The sequence below is a fragment of the Gallibacterium trehalosifermentans genome (assembly GCF_042433055.1).
Taxonomy (GTDB): domain Bacteria; phylum Pseudomonadota; class Gammaproteobacteria; order Enterobacterales; family Pasteurellaceae; genus Gallibacterium; species Gallibacterium trehalosifermentans.
Genome location: NZ_JBHLWB010000007.1, coordinates 1 through 21346, shown reverse-complemented (window position 1 = coordinate 21346; position 21346 = coordinate 1). Strand labels below are relative to the sequence as shown.

Sequence of the window (21346 nt, the reverse complement as noted above, 5' to 3'; positions counted from 1 at the left end):
AGTTTATTAGCAATTATTTCTTCTTAGCATATTTTAATGAGTCAATTGCTACCGCTAAGATAATAATGGTACCTTTGATAATATATTGCCAATATGGGTTAACGCCAATATATGTTAAACCATAGTTGATAACAGTAAAGATAATTACCCCAGTAATCACCCCAATTACTGTTCCTACACCACCAGCGAAAGATACCCCACCAACTACACAAGCAGCGATAGCATCTAACTCATACATAAAACCAAGGTTATTTGTTGCACTACCGATACGTCCACCTTCTAACATACCAGCAAAACCATAGAATGCCCCAGCTAGGACATAAACAAAGATTAAGTTACGGGCAACGTTTACCCCTGATACACGTGCAGCTTCTGGATTGCCGCCAATAGCAAACATATTTTTACCAAAACGAGTCTTGTTCCATACTACCCAGATAAAAAACGCCGCAATCGCAGCATAAATAGTAATGTAGGAGAGTTTGAAATCTCCTAGCTGGATAAACCCTTGCGTAAAATCAGAAAATGATTTGCTAAAACCAGCAATAGGAGAAGAACCTACTGCATCATAGTAAAGTGAGTTAGCACCGTATACGATAATCATTGTACCTAATGTTGCAATAAACGGGGTTACATTGAGATAAGCAACAATTAATCCATTGAGCATACCAATAATAGCGCCAATTCCACAGACAATTAAGATCACAACAGGAATTGGCATTTCAGCTAAATTAGGGAAAACACGATTGGTATTATCTAATGCCTGCAACATGGTTGCTGATACTACCGCTGCAAGACCAACCTGACGACCTGCAGATAAATCTGTTCCTTGGCTAATCAAGATTCCTGCCATACCAAGTGCAATAATTAGCCTAACTGATGATTGCGTAAGAATGTTACTAAAGTTAAGTAAGCTTAAGAAAGTATCATCTTGAGAAACGATAACACCTAATAAGATTAAAAGAACAAAATAAATCGCATTTTGTTTCATAAAATCTAGTGATTTTTTTTGTTGAATACCAGCCATAATTCAATCCTTTTATCAACTTATAAATATTTCGCAGCAAGTTGCAAAATTTCTTCTTGTGAAGTTTTTGCCGTTTCGACAATCCCCGCAACACGACCATTACTCATCACTAGAATTCTGTCGGTTACACCTAATAATTCAGGCATTTCAGAGGAGATCATAATGATTCCTTTATCTTTTTCGGCTAACTGCATCATTAATTGGTAAATTTCAAATTTCGCGCCAACATCGATCCCACGAGTTGGTTCGTCCATCATTAAAATTTCGGGTTGTGTTAATAACCAACGACCGATAATCACTTTTTGTTGGTTACCACCTGATAATGAACCGATATTAGTACGATGAGATGGCGTTTTCACATTCATTGAATCAATTACCCATTGTGTATCACTCTTCATTCTTGAAGTACTCAATAAACCAAACTTACCTAGATAAGCTTTCATATTTGAAATCAATGAATTAAATTCAATACTTAAATTTGCATAAATCCCTGTTGAACGTCGCTCTTCAGTAATTAATGCAAAACCATTATTAATGGCTTCTAACGCATTGCGGTTACGCATTTCTTTACCATGTAAAGTGATCGTACCACTTCTCTTTTCACGAATACCAAAAATGGTTTCCACGATATCTGTTCGTTTCGCTCCGACTAACCCTGCAATCCCTAAGATTTCCCCTTTACGCAATTCAAAGCTGACATCTTGAATTGAGGGTTGGTTTTTAGCTGTTAAATGTTCTACCGTTAAGATTGTTTCTTTTGGCACATTATGTTTTTCTGGGAAACGTTGTGTGAGCTCACGTCCTACCATCATTGCCACCAGTTGATCCATATTGGTATCTTTAATCGCAACTGTATTCACCCATTTACCATCTCGTAAAATGGTTACTTCATCACAAATTTTGAAAATTTCGTCCATTTTGTGAGAAATATAAATGATCCCACAACCACGATTTTTTAATTTATCAATAATCTTGAATAGGTGATCCACTTCTTTTTCAGAGAGAGAAGAGGTTGGCTCGTCCATGATCACAATTTTTGCGTTGTAAGAGAAAGCTTTCGCAATTTCAATCATTTGCATTTGTGAAACAGATAATTTAGCGACTTTTTCTTTTGGATCGATATCTATTCCTAACTCTTCAAAAATAGTTTTAGTATCACGATACATTTTACCGTGATCAACAAATCCTGCTTTTAAAGGATAGCGACCTAACCAAAGGTTATCCATTACACTTCTTTGGCGAACTAAGTTTAACTCTTGATGCACCATCGAAATCCCATTCTCTAGTGCTTCTTTTGATGTTTTAAAATTAACTGTGTTTCCAAGATAAAGGATCTGTCCTTCATCTTTAGCGTAAATACCGAACAGACATTTCAGTAATGTTGATTTCCCTGCACCATTTTCACCCATTAATGCATGCACGGAATATGAACGTACCGTTAAGTTTGCATGATCGAGCGCTTTCACACCGGGAAATGATTTACTCACATTCTTCATTTCCAACAGTATTTCACTTCGGTTTTCGACTTGCATTGACATATCTAACCCCAAACTAACGAAAGAGGGGAAATTATCCCCTCTAGGAACTTACATTACGGTATTACTTTAAAAAATCACCTAAGTTATCTACATCTACACCAACATATGGAATACGAATATAACGATTATTCATTTCCCATTGCGTTCCTTCTGTTACTTCTTTACCATGTGCTAGATTGTTAGAAAAATCCACAATAACTTTAGCTTGCGTTACCCCATCGTTTAATACTGTACCCGCAATTTCACCTTTCTTAATTAATTGTAAAACTTCAGGTAACGCATCTACACCAAAAATTGGTAATTTTTTACCGTGAGATTTCGTTGCTTCCAATGCGCCCATTGCCATACCATCGTTGTTAGAGATAATGACTTCAATATTTTTCGCTTTAGAACTTGATAACCATGCATCAGTTTTATCTTTCGCCATTGCAGCGTCCCACATACCTGTATCTAAGAAGAGTTGCTCAGTTTGGATACCTTTTGCATTTAACGCTTCAATAACATATTTAGTACGTGCTTCTGCATCTGGGTGGCCTGGCTCACCTTTTAATAAAACAAATTGGATTTTACCATCTTTATTTAAATCCCATTCTGGATTCGCTTGCCATTGTTTTGCAATTAAGTCGCCTTGAATTAATCCTGATTCTTTTGGATCTGTACCGACATAATACGCTTTATCATAACTATCAATAACTTTTTGACCTGGATCTTTATTGAAGAATACCACTGGCACATTACTTGATTTCGCTTTAGCAATAATGGTTGGTGCAGCTGAAGGGTCAACTAAGTTGATGGCTAATGCTTTAACACCTTTAGAAAGTAACACATCTACTTGGTCATTTTGAATTGATTGTGCATTTTGTGAGTCATTCATTAACAATTTAATGCCTGAAATTTGCTCTGCATTTTTATTAATTTCTTTACGCATTAATGACATAAAGTTATCATCATATTTATAAATGGTTACACCAATACGAACATCTTTTGCTTGTGCTACAGAACCTAAACCCAAACCTAATGATAAAGCAATCGTACTTAAAATAATTTTCTTCATAATACAGATCTCCTGATGGTAATTTTACTGGAAATTCATTGTGTTAAAGCTAACAACTATTTCCTTCTTTATTACAGTTCATTATTCACTAACCAACTGTTTTGTTATCTTTCCATACCACTTCTGTAGAAATATAACTATTAATAGCATACCGATTTTTTTTTCATTTTGATGTGATCGGTTTCACAAAAATGTAACTCCATTACAATTTTTTTATTTTTGCCATCTTTCTACAGAAAATCGTCTAACTAACGTTGGGTTAAATTGAATCGATTTTGGTAGATTTGTATCATCATTTGCCAAACTCAAAGCTAATTCAGCTGCATAATTAGCCATTAAATCAATAGGATATCGAATTGTCGTTAATTTCGGAATCAAATGATTAGCGATTGGCATATCATCAAAACCAATCACAGAAAAATCTTTTGGTACAATAATACCGTTTTCACTAAGGACAGACATTGCTCCTGAAGCCATTGAATCGTTATATGCAACTACCGCTGTTAAATCACTACTATAACTAAGTAGATTAATCATCGCTTCTTCTCCCCCTTCAAAATTAGGAGAACCTTTAGTTATCGCAAGCTTACGAATGGGTAAATTATATTTTTGTAACATATTGAGATAACCTTGTAAGCGGGCAGTTTCATCGTGAATTGGGTGGTTAGAACCAATATAACCAATATTTTTATGTCCATATTTAATTAAAGTTTCCGTAGCAATCTCTGTTCCTTTCGTATTATCTAACCCAACACAGCGATTCTCGAACCCAGGAATTATACGGTTAATGACCACCATTCCTTTTACGGTTTTCAGATAATTTGCTAACTCATCATCAGATAAAGCTTTAGCGTGCACTACCAAGCAAGTACAACGTTTACGTAATAAATTATCTATAGCCTTGCGCTCTTTCTCTGCATTGTGATAGCCAATACCAATTAAGATATTTTTCTGATATTTTTCAGCAACTTGATCAACTGATTTTACTAAAATAGCAAAAAAAGCATCGGTTACATCTGTTACAACAACACCAATAGTATCAATACTTTGAGAAGCCAATGCTTGTGCATTCGCATTTGGCTGATAATTTAATTCTGTAACAGCTTGTAATACTTTATTTTTTGCTTTCTCACTAATACTCTCATGGTTATTTAAAACTCGAGAAACCGTAGCGACTGAAACACCTGCAAGTTTAGCGACATCACGAATTGTTACCATATCTTCAACCCTTCAATGACTTTGTTACATAATTTGGTTAAATAATAACGCTAAATAAAGATATAAAGCGATAAATATCTTCTTTTTGTGATCTAGATAACAGTTTCTTTGACAAATAATTGGTATCTTACATAAAATTTTGTAAACGTTTTCATTTTGTCGCAGATACAAGGAAAAGATTATGAGTGATTTTTTTGATCCTACTGAACACCCACATCGCCGCTATAATCCTTTAAAAGGCGAATATGTCCTCGTTTCACCTCATCGCGCCAAACGCCCTTGGCAAGGTCAACAAGAAAAAATTGCAGATGAACAAAAGCCTAGCCATGATCCCACTTGTTATTTATGTCCAGGGAATAAACGCATTACGGGGGAAGAAAATCCAACTTATTCCAAACCTTTTGTGTTTAAAAATGACTTCTCTGCTTTATTGCATCAAACACCAACACCTCCCGTCAGTGATAATCCACTATTCCAAGTTTCTCAAGCTACGGGAGAAAGCCGTGTGGTCTGTTTTTCACCTGATCACAGCAAAACATTACCTTTATTAAGTGAAGCAGAAATTGTCGAAGTGATTAAAGTTTGGCAAGAACAATTAACTGAATTAGGACAACACTATCCTTGGGTGCAAATCTTTGAAAATAAAGGCGCTGCGATGGGTTGCTCAAATCCACACCCACATGGACAAATTTGGGCAAATAGTTTTCTGCCGAATGAAATCGCCCGAGAAGATCTGATGCAACGCCAATACTTACAACAACATGGATCTATCTTATTAGTAGATTATGTTCAACAAGAATTGCAACGCAAAGAACGAATTGTAGTTGAAACCGAACACTGGGTTGCAGTCGTTCCATTTTGGGCAGTTTGGCCATTTGAAACATTATTATTACCAAAAGAACATATTCAACGTCTAACCGATTTAACACCAGCTCAACGAGATGATTTAGCGATAGCGATTAAACAACTTACCACTAAATATGATAATTTATTCTCTACTTCATTCCCTTATTCAATGGGATTCCATGGTGCCCCATTTAATCAAGAAGGCAACCAACATTGGCAGTTACATGCGCATTTCTATCCACCACTTTTACGCTCTGCCACTGTGCGTAAATTTATGGTTGGCTATGAAATGTTAGCCGAATCACAACGAGATTTAACTGCCGAACAAGCCGCCGCACGCCTTGCTGCACTATCAACTATCCATTATAGCCAACACTAAATGAGTGAGGAATTTATGCACCCAATTCAACAAGCTAAACAAGTTTTTACTGAACATTTTGCTACTCAACCAACTTTACAAGTTTATGCACCAGGGCGAGTTAATTTAATTGGTGAACATACTGACTATAATGATGGCTTTGTGATGCCTTGTGCCATTAATTATGGTACATCAATCTGTGGTAGTACCCGTGATGATCACCAATTCCATATTTTTGCCGCCGATCTCAATGAAACTGATCAATTTTCATTATTAGAAGAGATCAAACCTGTTGAACGTAAGTGGTGCAACTATATTCGTGGCGTGGTTCATTTTATCCAGCAAGCTTGTCCTGAATTTAAACAAGGGGCAAATTTAGTGATTAGTGGTGATGTACCTCTCTCCTCAGGATTAAGTTCCTCTGCTGCCTTAGAAGTCGCAACAGGAAAATTCTGCCAACAATTAGGTAATTTACCGCTTACCAATACAGAATTAGCCTTAATTGGACAAAAATCCGAAAATCTTTTCGTTGGTTGTCAATGTGGCAATATGGATCAATTAATTTCTGCATTAGGTCAAGAACATCATGCATTAATGATTGATTGCCGCAGTTTAGAAACAGTTCCAACGCCAATCCCAGATAATCTTGCAATTATGATTATCAACTCACATGTTAAACACGACTTAGTCGATGGTGAATACAACACTCGCCGTCAACAATGTGAACAAGCTGCCGCTTTCTTTGGTGTAAAAGCTTTAAGAGATGTTTCTGTCGAGCAATTTAACGCAAAAGCTCTAGAGCTTAAACAAACTAATCCATTAGCCTACCAACGAGCTAAGCATATTGTTACCGAAAATCAACGGGTATTAGAAGCGGTTGAAGCCTTACAACATAATGATATTAAGCGTTTAGGTGAATTAATGGCACAATCACATGACTCCATGCGCGATGATTTTGCAATCACCGTACCTGAAATTGACTACCTCGTAGAACTAGCACAACTCGCTATAGGTGATACTGGTGGTGCACGTATGACAGGCGGTGGTTTTGGTGGTTGCATTGTTGCGATTGCCCCACATGATCGTGTTGACGCTGTGCGTAAAATTATTGCCGATAATTATGAAATACGTACTGGATTAAAAGAGGATTTTTATGTTTGTACTGCTTCTCAAGGAGTACATTTATGTTAACTCACAGTCGGACAAAAGCATCTGATCAACAACCCTATCAATTAGTTACGCTAGGTAATCACAAAGGAATGCAAATTCAGTTAACTGATTGGGGAGCAACATTATTATCAATAAAAGTTCCTGTTAATGGTCAATTACGTGAAACATTATGCAGTTGCCCTTTAGAAAAATTAGCGGAAAATCAAGCCTACTTAGGCGCAACTATTGGGCGTTTCGCCAACCGCATTCATCGAGGTAAATTCCGCCTAAATGGCAAAACTGAACAGATCGTCAAAAATCAACAAAATCGTCATACCTTACATGGTGGAAACGGGTTTGATCAACGCCGTTGGCAAGTTAGCCACGTTACTGCAAATACGGTGCTCTTTTCACTATTTTCTGCTGATGGTGATCAAGGTTTTACTGGAAATGTTTCTGTACAAGCCCGCTATCATTTAACAGAAGATAATCGATTAGTATTAGATTTAACCGCTATTTCCGACCAAGATACCGCATTAAATCTAACCAATCATGCTTATTTCAATCTTGATGGCACAAATTCTGATGTACGCCAACATCAATTACAGCTATTTGCCGATCACTATTTACCTGTTGATCACGAGGGTATTCCCAATCGCCCTTTAACAACAGTAGCACAAACTGGATTTGATTTTCGTCAAACCAAAACGATAGCCCAAGATTTTTTATGCGATCAAGATCAATTAGCTGTTGGTGGTTATGATCATGCTTTCTTATTACAGGGCACATTGGGAGAGTTAAAGCCCGCAGCAAAATTAATTTCTGCAACTGGCGACCTCACATTATTGTTATCTACAAATCAAGCTGCAATACAAGTTTATACAGGTAATTTCTTAGCAGGTAATCCAAGCCATTTTGGAACTTATCAAAATTATCAAGCGATTGCGCTTGAGCCAGAAGCCTTACCAGACACACCAAACCACCCAGAATGGTATCAATATGGCGGGATTCAAAAAGCGAATAAACCTTATCATCATCAAATTGTGTACCAGTTTGTTAGCTAATCTTAAAAGTCAGATCATAGTATCTGGCTTTTATACTTAATCAATTAACCCATTCTCTGCCAAATAATCCAATACTAAACAAGCCGCTTGCGAACAAATTGTTTTATCTGTGGTAGTTAACCAACGAAGTTCTTCGATTTCTGCACTTGCCTGTAATTGTCCTTGATAATCACCTTGATAACACCGCATTACTACCATTACTCCCTCTGCTTTACCGTGAGCTTGTGCTTGAAACACTTCAACTAAGGATAATGTTTCAGGTATCAAATCAACATTTAATTCTTCTTTAATTTCACGGATTAATGCTTGCTGATCACTTTCTCCCTGCTCTCGTTTACCACCTGGGAGGTAATATTGATCCTTGCCATAAGATCTGGTCATTAATACTCGACGTTGCTCTACAAAAATCCAAGCCAGTTTATCAATATGTTGTGTCATTGATTTCTCCTATTAAAATTATCTGCTCTGTTTCCTTATATGAGGTTTCTTTGTTAGTATAAAGCGATTTCAAATAAAAAAAATTTTATTAATTAGGAATAATTATGTTAACTGTTTATGGCATTAAAAATTGTGATACGGTGAAAAAAACGTTTGCTTGGTTACAACAACATCAACTCGAAGCTGTATTACATGACTATCGACAACACGGCATTGATCACCAATTTTTACAACACGTAACAGAGATTTTTGGCTGGGAAAATTTAGTTAATAAACGTAGTACGACATGGCGAAATTTAGATGAACAAACTAAAAACAACATAAATTCGCACAATGTGATCGAACTACTTCTCCAACAACCTACCTTAATTAAACGTCCTATTGTATTAGGCAAACAAATCCAATTAATTGGTTTTAATGAAAAACAGTATGCAGCTGCATTTGGGGTAACAAAATGAAACAACAAGTGATTGCCTTAGCACAAGAATTAATTCGTCGCCCATCGCTCAGCCCAAGAGATGAAGGTTGCCAACAATTAATTGCAGATCGCTTAGCAAAACTTGGGTTTAACATTGAATGGTTGCCATTTGGTGAAACCTTAAATCTCTGGGCAACTCATGGTGATTCTTCACCAACTATTGTCTTTGCTGGGCATACTGATGTGGTTCCAACAGGCGATGAAACACAATGGCATTACCCGCCATTTTCGGCTGAAATTGTCGGTGATCTTTTATATGGTCGTGGTGCCGCTGATATGAAAGGTTCACTAGCAGCAATGATTGTGGCAGCTGAACACTATGTCCAACAATATCCCGACCACCAAGGGCGCATTGCGTTCTTAATTACCTCTGATGAGGAAGCAGCGGCAAAAGATGGTACGGTAAAAGTTGTTGAAACTTTAATGGATCGTGGTGAGAAAGTTGATTATTGTTTAGTCGGCGAGCCATCTAGTACTGCAAAATTAGGGGATATTGTGAAAAATGGTCGTCGAGGTTCAATCACGGGCAATCTGTATATTCAAGGTATTCAAGGACACGTCGCTTATCCACATCTTGCAGAAAATCCAATCCATAAGGCCTCTGCGTTTATCCATGACTTAGTCAATATTGAATGGGATCAAGGTAATGAATTTTTTCCACCAACCAGTTTACAAATTGCAAATATTCACTCTGGTACTGGATCAAATAATGTCATTCCAGGTGAACTCTATCTGCAATTTAATCTGCGTTTTAATACTGAAACCACTGATGACAAAATCAAACAACGCGTAGAACAGCTATTACAACAACATCACCTTAAATATCGAATTGAATGGTGGTTATCTGGGCAACCTTTTTTAACCGCCCAAGGCAAATTGGTTGATGCAGTGGTACAATCACTTCAACAGGTTGCCAACATTACACCAACACTTGAAACTAGTGGTGGCACCTCCGATGGGCGTTTTATCGCTTTAATGGGCGCTGAAGTCGTTGAACTAGGTCCCTTAAACAAAACGATTCATCGCGTTGATGAATGTGTCAGTTGCCAAGATTTGCATACGCTAGCACAAGTACACACTAAAATACTAAAACGATTATTAGGAGAATAATATATGTTATCCGTTGACTGTTTAACTGGAAAATCTCGCCAACATTTATCTCCTTTACCCTCTAATCATTCTACAGCCCATTTTTTACAAAAAGAGGCGGTAAAAGCATTCCTTGCGCTACAACAAGCTGCTAAAAAAGCAGGCATTGATCTCCAACCAGCAAGTAGTTTTCGTGATTTTGGACGCCAACAATGGATTTGGAATCATAAATTTAATGGCATACGTAAAGTACACGATGACCAAGGGAATCTCATCAATATTACTCTCTTTTCTGAATGGCAAAAATGCGAGGCGATTTTACGTTGGTCAACTTTACCAGGAGCCAGCCGTCATCACTGGGGAACGGAAATTGATGTATTTGCCCCTAATTTACTCCCTATTGGACAATCTCTTCTTCTTGAACCGCAAGAGTATCAACATGATGGGTACTTTACCCCACTTGTTGAGTTTTTAGTAGAAAATATTGAGCATTATGGTTTTTCCTTACCTTTTGTTAATCTTCCTAGTAATAAGAAAATAGGCATCGAATATTGGCACCTTAGTTATTCACCACTTGCAGATATAGCTAAGCAGCAGTTCACACCAGAAATTTTACTGAATGCTTGGAAAGACGAAAATATCGCTGGTAAAGAAACGTTATTGCAACGATTGCCTGAGATTTTTGAGTATTTTATGGTTTAAGCATCTAGGGATAACGCAATGAATCATGGGGTAAGATTTTCTGCCTATACAGCATAAAAATATACGCAAACAGAAGTCTAAATATTCGGTGAAATAGCATCTTATTGCTTCACGCAAGCATCTTGCCAACAAATGCGCACATCAATACTTTTTCAACAAACTTTACCTACTTACTCAAGTAATTTTTAAATATACCTACATACTACTACTTTACTTATCCATATTGAATTGCTTTAATAGCGTGCGTTAATGACTTTACTCCAGAAGGCGTACTATGAGTATCTATACTTATATTTGTTTTTTATCCGCTATCTCAATTATACTCGGTTTTGTAACTAGCAAGATTAGCGATAAAATTCAGTCCACGATTGCTATTACAGCAGCAGCAATGGTTGGTTCTTTATTATTATTACTCCTTGGCTATCTCGGTTGGTTTCAAATAGATTCTATTGCGATTGAAGTTATGCAAAAAATTGACTTCAAAAGTTTCCTCCTTGATGGAATACTTGGATTTTTATTATTTGCTGGCGCACTAGGAATCAAAATTCCTGTATTGCGTGATCAAAAATGGGAAATTACAATCTTTGCCCTTTTTTCAACCTTAGCCTCAACTTTTGTTATTGGTACATTAATTTATCTTTTCGCCAATCTTATTAATCTCCCTATTGATTTCATTTACTGTGTATTATTTGGCGCGTTAATTTCACCAACCGACCCTATTGCGGTATTGGCAATTATCAAGAATTTACGTGCACCAAAACGCCTTTCTATGCAAGTTGAAGGGGAGTCATTATTTAATGATGGTGTTGGTCTTGTTATTTTCGTAACAATTCTTACCGTTGCATTTAGTTCTGAAAAAATGACAGCTAGTGAAGTTTTACATCTCTTTTTACATGAAGCAATCGGAGGTGTTTTATTTGGCTTTATTCTCGGTTTAATTGCGCATTTACTTATCTCCGCAACAGATGATGGTAGTTTAGAAATTTTATTAACTCTCACTATTCCAACAGCAGGTTTTATGTTAGCGAATATGCTAGGTGTTTCTGGTGCATTGGCGATGGTTGTATCTGGTATTATGGTAGGTAACTGGACTCGACATCGTGGTTTCTCAGAACAAAGTCAACGCTACCTCGATCATTTTTGGGAAATGATTGATCACTTCTTAAATTCACTCCTATTCTTCCTTATTGGTTTCGCATTATTACTGATCGATTTTACTTTTAAAGGTTTCTTAATGATGTTATTAGCAATTCCAATTTGTCTAATCGCACGTTATATCAGCCTATGGATACCATATTCTGTTTTAAAACGCTTTCGTACTTACAATCCATATACATTAAAAATTATGACTTGGGGTGGTTTGCGTGGCGGACTTGCCTTAGCTATGGCACTTTCATTACCAGCAAAAACGGTTTTTGTTAACGGAACAGACGTAAAAGATATTATCCTAATTATGACCTATGCCGTTGTCGTATTTTCAATCTTAGTACAAGGTGTTACGATTGAGAAAATGATCAAAAAATCTAAATTAGTAGATCCAAACCGTGAAGAGTATCTCACACCAAGCAGCCACTTTGATTCCCAAGTATCTGCACATAAATAATTTTGCTCGCTATTAGAAGAATCAGTATAATTTACCTATCTCGCCGCACAAATGCTGTGCGGCATCTTTTCTTAGTTATACAGGTAATTACAATGACAGCAACCATTATTACTGTTGATGGTCCAAGTGGCGTAGGTAAGGGAACACTATGTCAAGCGCTCACTAAACAATTCGGTTTTCACTTACTTGATTCTGGTGCTATTTATCGCATTCTTGGTTTAGCCGCATGGCAGCATCAGCTTGATTTTAATAATGAAGAAGCATTAGCACAGCTAGCTCAAAAGATTCAAATTCACTTTATTCCAGATGAAAACGGTGTACGCACACTATTAGATCAACAAGATGTAAGTGATACAATTCGTACACAACAAGTTGCTGATTATGCTTCAAAAATTGCAGTATTCCCACAAGTCCGTGCAGCACTATTACAAAAACAACGTGATTTTGCTATTGCACCAGGTTTAATCGCTGATGGACGAGATATGGGAACGATTGTATTTCCTCAAGCCAATATTAAGTTTTTTCTTGATGCCACTGCAGAAGAACGTGCAAAAAGACGCTTAAAACAGTTGCAGGAAAAGGGAATTAATGGTAATTTTGCCCAGATTTTATCCGAAATTCAGGAGCGAGATTATCGTGATAGAAATCGCGCTGTAGCGCCGCTTGTTCCAGCGGACGATGCGATTCTATTAGACTCCTCTTCCCTTTCTATCAATGAAGTCTTTGCGTTGGCATTACAACATATTCGTCAACGACTCCCTCATTTGGGATAAATCATTTTCCTGTGTTTATTCAAGGACGAATAAACAATTATTATCAGCCCCGTTTAATAGGAAGTTAGACGGTCGTTATTAACTTATTGAAGATTAATTTATATGTCAGAATCTTTTGCTCAACTTTTTGAAGAATCACTAAAAGAACTTGAAACTCGTCAAGGTTCAATCGTTACTGGTACCGTTGTTGCTATCAACAAAGGTTTTGTTTTCGTTGATGCTGGTTTGAAATCAGAAGCAGCTATCCCTGCTGAAGAATTCCAAAATGCACAAGGTGAAATCACTGTTCAAGTTGGTGATCAAGTTCAAGTTGCGTTAGACGCTGTTGAAGATGGTTTCGGTGAAACTAAACTTTCTCGTGAAAAAGCTGTTCGTCATGAATCTTGGATCGCATTAGAAAAAGCTTACGAAGCTCAAGAAACTGTTGTTGGTTTAATTAATGGTAAAGTAAAAGGTGGTTTTACTGTTGAGTTGAATGGCGTTCGTGCATTCTTACCTGGTTCATTAGTGGATACTCGCCCAGTGCGCGATACACTTCACTTAGAAGGTAAAGAATTAGAATTTAAAGTTATCAAATTAGACCAAAAACGTAATAATGTAGTTGTTTCTCGTCGTGCTGTTATCGAATCAGAAAATAGCCAAGAACGTGATCAATTATTAGAAGCCTTACAAGAAGGTGCGGAAGTTAAAGGTATCGTTAAAAACTTAACTGACTACGGTGCATTCGTTGATTTAGGTGGTGTTGATGGTTTATTACACATCACTGATATGGCGTGGAAACGTGTTAAACACCCTGGCGAAATCGTAAACGTTGGTGATGAAGTTACTGTTAAAGTATTAAAATTCGATCGTGATCGTACCCGTGTTTCTTTAGGCTTAAAACAATTAGGTCAAGATCCATGGGCGGCTATCTCTGAAAATCACCCAGTAAATAGCAAATTAACTGGTAAAGTTACTAACTTAACTGATTATGGTTGCTTTGTTGAAATCTTAGATGGTATTGAAGGTCTTGTTCATGTTTCAGAAATGGATTGGACAAACAAAAACATTCACCCATCTAAAGTTGTTAGCGTAGGTGATGAAGTTGAAGTAATGGTATTAGAAATCGATGAAGAACGTCGTCGCATTTCTTTAGGTTTAAAACAATGCAAACCAAATCCATGGCAACAATTCGCTGATACTCACAACAAAGGTGATAAAGTATCAGGTAAGATCAAATCAATCACTGACTTCGGTATTTTCATCGGTTTAGAAGGTGGTATTGATGGTTTAGTTCACTTATCAGACATTTCTTGGAATATACCTGGTGAAGAAGCTGTTCGTAACTACAAAAAAGGCGATGAAGTTGAAGCAATCGTATTACAAGTTGATGCTGCTAAGGAACGTATTTCTTTAGGTATCAAACAACTTGAAGAAGATCCATTCAACAATTTTGTTGCTGTAAACAAAAAAGGCAGTGTTGTAAGTGCGAAAGTCGTTGAAGCTGATTCTAAAGGCGTGAAAGTTGAGCTAGACAACAGTGTTGAAGGTTATATCCGTGCAGCAGATCTAAACGGCGATGTTAATGTTGGTGATGTAGTTGAAGCTAAATACACTGGCGTTGATCGTAAAGCACGTATTGTTCACTTATCAGTTCGTGCAAAAGATGAAGCTGAAGAAGCAGCAGCGTTAGCAAACGTAAATAACAAACAAGAAGACGTTGTTATTCCTAACGCAATGGCTGAAGCTTTCAAAGCTGCAAAAGGTGAATAATCCTTGATCATCTATTGATTGAAAAAAATCCGATATGTCTAGCATATCGGATTTTCTACGATTTTACAGAAGGATACTAACATGACAAAGTCAGAATTAATTGAAAAGTTAGTTAATCGCCACCCAGCTATGCCGATTAAACAAATTGAATGTTCTGTGAAAGAAATTTTAGAACATCTCTCTACTACCTTAGAAGAAGGGGATCGTATTGAAATCCGCCGTTTTGGTAGTTTTGCATTACGTTATCGTCAACCTCGTACTGGTCGTAATCCAAAAACTGGCTCTCAAGTTAGTCTTGAAGCAAAATCAGTTCCGCACTTTAAAGCTGGAAAAGAATTGCGTGAACGTGTTGATAATTAATTTATTATGATCTATTTTCTCTCATAGGGCTGTTAATTCATTCTAATTAACAGCTTTTATTTTTTATCTCTTTTTTCTAAATTCAGAATTTCACTATTATAGTTGCACTATTTTTGGCATAATGAACTATCTTCAAGTCTGTTTATCCTAGGAGGCAACGTGAAATTAAAATATATTCTAACACTCGTCATTATCATTGCTTTAATAATTGTAGGTATTACAGTCGGCGCAAATAATGATCAAGTGATTGCTGTAAATTACATTATTGCAAAAAGTAATATTCAACTCTCTTCTCTCGTTGCAATTCTCTTTGGCTTCGGCTTTTTACTCGGCTGGTTAGTAACAGGATTCTTTTACCTTAAATTAAAAATGAAAAATATTGTACTTAATCGTCAGAATAAAAAACAATTACAACAAATTAATGAATTAATGACGGCAAGAGATAAAAACGCATAATGCTAGAACTGCTGTTTCTCCTACTCCCCATTGCAGCTGCTTATGGCTGGTATATGGGAAATCGGAGTGCCAAAAAAGATCAAGAGGAAATTAGTAATAAATTATCCCGTGATTATATGACAGGGGTAAACTTTTTACTTTCTAATCAACAAGAAAAGGCTGTCGATCTTTTCTTAAAAATGTTGGAAAAGCAAGAATCTGAAAATGCTATCGATAATAGCTCACAATTTGAAGCTGAATTAACCTTAGGCAATCTCTTCCGTTCTCGTGGTGAAGTTGATCGAGCATTACGAATCCACCAAAATATCGATAGCAATCCTAATTATACATATGAACAAAAGCTGCTCACCAAACAACAACTTGCTAAAGACTTTATGTTCATTGGTTTTTTAGATCGTGCTGAAAAACTCTATCTAGAACTCTGCGAAGAACCTGATTATACCGAAAACGCATTACATGAACTTGCCAATATTTATCAACGAACAAAAGAATGGCATAAAGCTATTGAAATAGGGGAACGTTATCGAAAATTAACACAATCTGAAAGTAATACTTCCCTATCACATTACTACTGTGAATTAGCTTTACAACAGAAACAAGAACAAAAAAATCGCCAGCAAATTATTACTTACTTAACCAAAGCCTTAACCGTATCACCCAACTGCGTCCGAGCAACGCTTATTTTGTCGCAAGAATATGCTTTACAAAATAATTATTTACAAGCAATTAACACATTACAAAAAGTGGCAAAACAAAATATTGATTATGTCAGTGAATCATTACCTGCTTTAATCCAATATTATCAACATCTCCCAGAACACCTTAGCGAATTTGAACATTATTTAATCCATTTACAACAACAAAAAGCAAGCAGTACTGTCGTATTAACGATGACTCATTATCTTGAAAAAAAATCAGGTACACTTGCTGCCAAAAATTACCTTTACCATCAATTAGAAAAGCAACCTACTATGCGCTTATTCCATCGCTTTATTCAATATCAAATTGACGAAGTAGAAGATGGTAATGGTAAGGAAAGCTTAAAATTACTCTACAATATTGTTGATGAACGTTTAAAACAAGGCTTTAAATATCGCTGTCATCATTGCGGATTTCAAAGCCATAAATTAATTTGGCAATGTCCATCTTGCCGTCATTGGGAAACCATTACGCCGATTGATAATTAACCTTAAAACATAATGAGGAAAATCATGGAAAATAAAGTTATTGTTGCTTTAGATTACGAAACGAGAAAAGAAGCGATGCAGCTGGTTGATCAACTTGATCCAAGCCTATGTCGTCTAAAAGTGGGGAAAGAGATGTTTACCACTTTAGGTACGGAATTTGTTAAAGAATTACAAAAACGTCATTTTGATGTTTTTCTTGATCTTAAATTCCATGATATTCCAAATACTGTTGCGCGAGCAGTACGCTCTGCAGCTGATTTAGGTGTATGGATGGTTGATATGCATGCTAGTGGTGGTTTAAGAATGATGGAAGCAGCAAAAAAAATTCTTGAACCTTATGGAAAGGACGCGCCAATTCTTATTGCTATTACTGTTTTAACTAGTATGGAAGATGCTGATTTATTACAAATTGGTGTAAATACCTCACCAGAAGAACATGTTATTCGCTTAGCACGTTTAAGCCAACGGGCTGGGTTAGATGGTGTGGTTTGTTCTCCACAAGAAGTGGAAATTTTACGTCAACGCTGTGGGGCTGATTTTAAATTAATTACACCAGGTATTCGTCCAGAAGGTAGTCAATTAGGAGATCAACGCCGAGTTATGACACCAAAAGAAGCGATTGAAGCAGGATCTGATTATTTAGTAATTGGTCGCCCAATTACCCAAGCAGCAGATCCGATTGCAGTATTAAAACAAATCAATGCTTCTATTCAAGGATAGTCTATGTCAGATAGTCAGCTTGTTTATTCCACTGAACTTGGTCGTATCAAACCAGAAAAAACCACAATACCACCCCCAAAAAGTGATGGTATTGTTCGTATCCAACGACAAACATCTGGGCGCAAGGGCAAAGGTGTTTGTGTCATTACTGGTCTGGATCTCGACAATACAGCTTTAACCCAACTTGCGTCAGAGCTAAAAAAGCGTTGTGGTTGTGGTGGTTCGGTAAAGAATAACACAATCGAAATCCAAGGTGAAAATCGAGAATTAATCAAACAACTCCTTGAAAGTAAAGGTTTTAAAGTCAAACTAGCTGGTGGTTAATTAAAAAACTCTCTTATTATTACGCTTCTTTGAGCTAAAACGAGAGAGTTTTTATTTTTAACGAAATTGTTCACATTTTATTTTAATGATTTTGTGAATTATCACTCATTTTTTAAGAAAACTTGCTAACTTTTTTTGACATACTTCTCAATTAACAAAAAGAACACTTTATAAACTTTCGATTTAATACTTAAATACCTCATAAAGATTCTATTACGAACGTAAATAACCTTACTTTTCTACTTAAGGAGTCTTTATGACACGCGATCACTCACTTAAAGGTCAATGTATTGCTGAATTTCTTGGTACTGCATTATTAATATTTTTCGGTTGTGGTTGTGTTGCTGCAGTACGTGTTGCAGGCGCACAATTTGGTCTTTGGGAAATTAGTATTGTTTGGGGTATGGGCGTTGCTTTAGCAGTTTACCTCACAGCTGGCGTATCTGGTGCACATCTTAATCCAGCAGTTACGATTGCACTTTGGAAATTTGCCTGTTTTGACGGTAAAAAAGTTGTTCCCTTTATCATTGCTCAAATTGTAGGTGCTTTTTTTGGTGCAGCAGTTGTCTATCTTCTTTATCGAGGTGTCATTATTGATTACGAAACAAGTCAACATATAACTCGAGGTTCAGTTGATAGCCTATTTACCGCAGGCATTTTCTCTACTTATCCTAATCCTCATATTGATTTATTAACTGCCTCACTGGTTGAAATTGTACTAACAGCAACATTAATGGCACTCATTTTAGCACTAACAGATGATGGTAATGGCGTGCCTCGTGGTCCATTAGCCCCACTGCTTATCGGAATTTTGATTGCTGTATTAGGTGCTTCAATGGGTCCTTTAACTGGTTTTGCAATGAACCCCGCGCGTGATTTCGGACCGAAACTATTTGCAACTCTCTTCGGTTGGGGAGATATAGCCTTAACCGGCGGAACGGTTATTCCATATGCATTAATTCCAATCATTTCTCCTATTATAGGTGCTTTATTTGGTGCTTGGGGTTATCGCTATTTTATTGGTAATAATCTTCCTTGTAATCGTTGTAAAATTGATAATTAATTATTCTCTTCAAAGGTAACTACTATGACAGATAAAAAATATATCATTGCATTAGATCAAGGAACAACCAGTTCTCGTGCAGTACTACTCGATCATGACGCTAATATTGTTGGTATTGCTCAACGTGAATTTACACAAATTTATCCAAAAGCAGGTTGGGTAGAACATGACCCAATGGAAATTTGGGCAACACAAAGTTCTACTTTAAACGAAGTTGTTGCCAAAACAGGTATTAGTTCTGATCAAATTGCCGCTATTGGTATCACTAACCAACGTGAAACCACGATTGTTTGGGATAAAAACACAGGAAAACCTATTTATAACGCCATTGTTTGGCAATGCCGCCGCACAGCTGACTTCTGTGATAAATTAAAAGCGGCTGGATATACTGACTATATTCGTAATACGACAGGTTTAGTAGTTGATCCTTACTTCTCTGGTACAAAAGTAAGGTGGATTTTAGACAATGTGGAAGGGGCAAGAGAACAAGCTAAACGAGGTGAATTGCTTTTCGGCACTGTCGATACTTGGTTAATTTGGAAATTAACTCAAGGTCGAGTCCACGTTACTGATTATACAAATGCCTCTCGTACCATGATGTTTAACATTCATACCAAACAATGGGACGAAAAAATGTTGGAAATTCTAGACATTCCTCATTCTATGTTACCAGAAGTGAAAAACTCTTCAGAAATCTATGGGCAAACTAATATCGGTGGTAAAGGTGGTATTCGTATTCCAATCGCAGGGATTGCAGGCGATCAACAAGCTGCATTATATGGACATCTTTGCGTAAATCCAGGACAAGCAAAAAATACCTATGGCACAGGTTGTTTCATGTTAATGAATACTGGTGAAAAAGCGATTACCTCTAACAATGGTCTATTAACAACTATTTGTTGTAATGCGCAAGGTGAGCCTGCTTATGCATTAGAAGGTTCTGTTTTTGTTGCAGGCGCATCTATCCAATGGCTACGTGATGAATTAAAAATTGTTCATGATAGTTCTGATACGGAATACTTTGCGCAAAAAGTTTCAGATTGTAATGGTGTTTATGTTGTTCCAGCCTTTACAGGCTTAGGAGCGCCTTATTGGGATCCATATGCACGAGGAGTAATTGTTGGACTTTCACGTGGTGCAAACCGTAATCATATTGTTCGAGCTACACTTGAATCTATCGCTTACCAAACCCGTGATGTGCTAGAGGCAATGCAATCTGATGCAGGAGAAAAATTACAGACCTTACGGGTAGATGGGGGTGCAACGGCTAATAATTTCTTAATGCAATTCCAAGCTGATATTCTTAATACACAAGTAGAACGCCCAACAGTTAAAGAGGTAACGGCTTTAGGGGCTGCATATCTTGCAGGTTTAGCAACAGGATTTTGGCAAGATCTTGAAGAACTAAGAAATAAAGCCGCTATCGAAAGAACTTTCATACCAGATCATGATGAAGCTAAACAACAGCGTCGTTATAAAGGTTGGAAAAAAGCAGTTAAACGTGCATTAGAATGGGCAAAAGAAGACGCAGAAGAAGATCTTTAATTTTTATACTAAAAACCTATGACAATAAACTAACCGATTTGTAATGTTATGGGTTTTAAAACAACTCAATTCCCAGAAATAATAAAACGCTAACTTAGGAATAGTTAGCGTTTTTTCTTGTCTGTTTGTCTGTTTTTTCTCTGTCTTTGTGGGCTGTTCTGTTTTATCCTCTCTGATAGCTTTCCCTTTTATTAGCTTCTTCTTTTGTAACTCTCCAATAAACAACCAAAACCAATAAAGGTTATGTAAACAAAACAGAGAGCGGTAAGTAGTGGATAGAGCAGAAAGAGAGGATAGCGAAAAAGGATAAGATAAAAAAGAAAGCTTAAAATCCTACCTACTCCCCCCCAAAAAAACAAAAACAAAAAACCTCCGTATCGCTACGGAGGCTCTCTCTAATTCAAAAACCTGGCAGTGTCCTACTCTCACATGGGAACTTCCCACACTACCATCGGCGTTACAACATTTCACTTCTGAGTTCGGCATGGATTCAGGTGGTCCTATTGCACTCTCGCCGCCAGGATAATTCGGCTTTTTTTCTGTCTTTTATTCTGTCTTTTACTCTGACTTTTTCTTTCTGTTCTTTCTCTTGCTCTTTCTTCTCG

At 36.9% G+C, this 21346-nt stretch carries 21 protein-coding genes and 1 rRNA gene; 16 read left to right on the top strand and 6 right to left on the bottom strand.

Annotation, left to right across the window (positions count from 1 at the left end; translation table 11 throughout):
- Positions 1 to 13: 13 nt before the first annotated feature.
- From mglC to ACFFHK_RS06680, 4 genes are all read right to left on the bottom strand, one after another.
- Positions 14 to 1024, bottom strand: a complete 1011-nt coding sequence (gene mglC, locus ACFFHK_RS06695; protein WP_382370814.1) for a galactose/methyl galactoside ABC transporter permease MglC — start codon at positions 1022 to 1024, stop codon at positions 14 to 16.
- Positions 1025 to 1044: 20 nt separating this feature from the next.
- On the bottom strand, positions 1045 to 2562 hold the full coding sequence (gene mglA, locus ACFFHK_RS06690; protein ID WP_382370812.1) for a galactose/methyl galactoside ABC transporter ATP-binding protein MglA: 1518 nt from the start codon (positions 2560 to 2562) through the stop codon (positions 1045 to 1047).
- A gap of 61 nt (positions 2563 to 2623) precedes the next feature.
- Entirely contained in the window at positions 2624 to 3616 is a 993-nt protein-coding gene (mglB, locus tag ACFFHK_RS06685) for a galactose/glucose ABC transporter substrate-binding protein MglB (RefSeq protein WP_382370810.1), read from the bottom strand.
- A 213-nt stretch (positions 3617 to 3829) separates the two neighbouring features.
- On the bottom strand, positions 3830 to 4834 hold the full coding sequence (locus ACFFHK_RS06680) for a substrate-binding domain-containing protein (RefSeq protein WP_382370808.1): 1005 nt from the start codon (positions 4832 to 4834) through the stop codon (positions 3830 to 3832).
- 181 nt (positions 4835 to 5015) lie between these two features.
- Between ACFFHK_RS06680 and galT the strand changes: the two genes are divergently transcribed.
- From galT to ACFFHK_RS06665, 3 genes are read left to right on the top strand one after another with little or no spacing between them, the layout of a single operon-like run.
- Complete coding sequence (galT, locus tag ACFFHK_RS06675) at positions 5016 to 6059, top strand: galactose-1-phosphate uridylyltransferase (RefSeq protein WP_382370806.1); 1044 nt, start codon at positions 5016 to 5018, stop codon at positions 6057 to 6059.
- Between the two features lie 15 nt (positions 6060 to 6074).
- Entirely contained in the window at positions 6075 to 7229 is a 1155-nt protein-coding gene (galK, locus tag ACFFHK_RS06670) for a galactokinase (protein WP_382370804.1), read from the top strand.
- Positions 7223 to 8251 (top strand): galactose-1-epimerase, encoded by a 1029-nt coding sequence (locus ACFFHK_RS06665; protein ID WP_382370802.1) that lies wholly within the window; start codon positions 7223 to 7225, stop codon positions 8249 to 8251. Before galK ends, ACFFHK_RS06665 begins: the two co-directional genes overlap by 7 nt.
- A gap of 36 nt (positions 8252 to 8287) precedes the next feature.
- Here ACFFHK_RS06665 and ACFFHK_RS06660 read toward each other — a convergent pair whose 3' ends face one another.
- Positions 8288 to 8689 carry an NUDIX hydrolase gene (locus ACFFHK_RS06660; protein ID WP_382370800.1) on the bottom strand — a complete coding sequence of 134 codons (402 nt, stop codon included), beginning with the start codon at positions 8687 to 8689 and terminating at the stop codon, positions 8288 to 8290.
- 104 nt (positions 8690 to 8793) lie between these two features.
- On the opposite strand from ACFFHK_RS06660, the gene ACFFHK_RS06655 reads away from it, so the two are divergent.
- The 13 genes from ACFFHK_RS06655 (at position 8794) to glpK (ending at position 20741) form a co-directional block, all read left to right on the top strand.
- Positions 8794 to 9147 (top strand): ArsC family reductase, encoded by a 354-nt coding sequence (locus tag ACFFHK_RS06655; RefSeq protein WP_382370798.1) that lies wholly within the window; start codon positions 8794 to 8796, stop codon positions 9145 to 9147.
- The gene (dapE, locus tag ACFFHK_RS06650; protein ID WP_382370796.1) at positions 9144 to 10277 is read left to right on the top strand and encodes a succinyl-diaminopimelate desuccinylase; all 1134 of its coding nucleotides are present in this window, start codon (positions 9144 to 9146) and stop codon (positions 10275 to 10277) included. The genes ACFFHK_RS06655 and dapE overlap by 4 nt, the downstream gene beginning before the upstream one ends.
- A gap of 3 nt (positions 10278 to 10280) precedes the next feature.
- The gene (locus tag ACFFHK_RS06645) at positions 10281 to 10958 is read left to right on the top strand and encodes a M15 family metallopeptidase (RefSeq protein ID WP_382370794.1); all 678 of its coding nucleotides are present in this window, start codon (positions 10281 to 10283) and stop codon (positions 10956 to 10958) included.
- Positions 10959 to 11232: 274 nt separating this feature from the next.
- The gene (locus ACFFHK_RS06640) at positions 11233 to 12561 is read left to right on the top strand and encodes a cation:proton antiporter (RefSeq protein WP_382370792.1); all 1329 of its coding nucleotides are present in this window, start codon (positions 11233 to 11235) and stop codon (positions 12559 to 12561) included.
- Positions 12562 to 12653: 92 nt separating this feature from the next.
- Positions 12654 to 13334 carry a (d)CMP kinase gene (cmk, locus tag ACFFHK_RS06635; RefSeq protein WP_382370790.1) on the top strand — a complete coding sequence of 227 codons (681 nt, stop codon included), beginning with the start codon at positions 12654 to 12656 and terminating at the stop codon, positions 13332 to 13334.
- Between the two features lie 102 nt (positions 13335 to 13436).
- A complete protein-coding gene (gene rpsA, locus ACFFHK_RS06630; RefSeq protein WP_382370788.1) occupies positions 13437 to 15086 on the top strand; it encodes a 30S ribosomal protein S1 in 1650 nt (549 codons plus the stop codon).
- An 81-nt stretch (positions 15087 to 15167) separates the two neighbouring features.
- Positions 15168 to 15446 carry an integration host factor subunit beta gene (locus ACFFHK_RS06625; RefSeq protein ID WP_382370786.1) on the top strand — a complete coding sequence of 93 codons (279 nt, stop codon included), beginning with the start codon at positions 15168 to 15170 and terminating at the stop codon, positions 15444 to 15446.
- A 159-nt stretch (positions 15447 to 15605) separates the two neighbouring features.
- The gene (locus tag ACFFHK_RS06620) at positions 15606 to 15902 is read left to right on the top strand and encodes a LapA family protein (protein ID WP_382370784.1); all 297 of its coding nucleotides are present in this window, start codon (positions 15606 to 15608) and stop codon (positions 15900 to 15902) included.
- Positions 15902 to 17089 carry a lipopolysaccharide assembly protein LapB gene (lapB, locus tag ACFFHK_RS06615; RefSeq protein ID WP_382370782.1) on the top strand — a complete coding sequence of 396 codons (1188 nt, stop codon included), beginning with the start codon at positions 15902 to 15904 and terminating at the stop codon, positions 17087 to 17089. Before ACFFHK_RS06620 ends, lapB begins: the two co-directional genes overlap by 1 nt.
- Before the next feature lie 24 nt (positions 17090 to 17113).
- Entirely contained in the window at positions 17114 to 17809 is a 696-nt protein-coding gene (gene pyrF, locus ACFFHK_RS06610; RefSeq protein ID WP_382370780.1) for an orotidine-5'-phosphate decarboxylase, read from the top strand.
- Positions 17810 to 17812: 3 nt separating this feature from the next.
- Positions 17813 to 18133 (top strand): stress response translation initiation inhibitor YciH, encoded by a 321-nt coding sequence (yciH, locus tag ACFFHK_RS06605; RefSeq protein WP_382370778.1) that lies wholly within the window; start codon positions 17813 to 17815, stop codon positions 18131 to 18133.
- A 256-nt stretch (positions 18134 to 18389) separates the two neighbouring features.
- Positions 18390 to 19196 carry an MIP/aquaporin family protein gene (locus tag ACFFHK_RS06600; RefSeq protein WP_382370776.1) on the top strand — a complete coding sequence of 269 codons (807 nt, stop codon included), beginning with the start codon at positions 18390 to 18392 and terminating at the stop codon, positions 19194 to 19196.
- Between the two features lie 24 nt (positions 19197 to 19220).
- Positions 19221 to 20741 (top strand): glycerol kinase GlpK, encoded by a 1521-nt coding sequence (gene glpK, locus ACFFHK_RS06595; protein ID WP_382370774.1) that lies wholly within the window; start codon positions 19221 to 19223, stop codon positions 20739 to 20741.
- A 406-nt stretch (positions 20742 to 21147) separates the two neighbouring features.
- Here glpK and rrf read toward each other — a convergent pair.
- A 5S ribosomal RNA gene (gene rrf, locus ACFFHK_RS06590) occupies positions 21148 to 21263 on the bottom strand.
- Positions 21264 to 21346 lie beyond the last annotated feature (83 nt).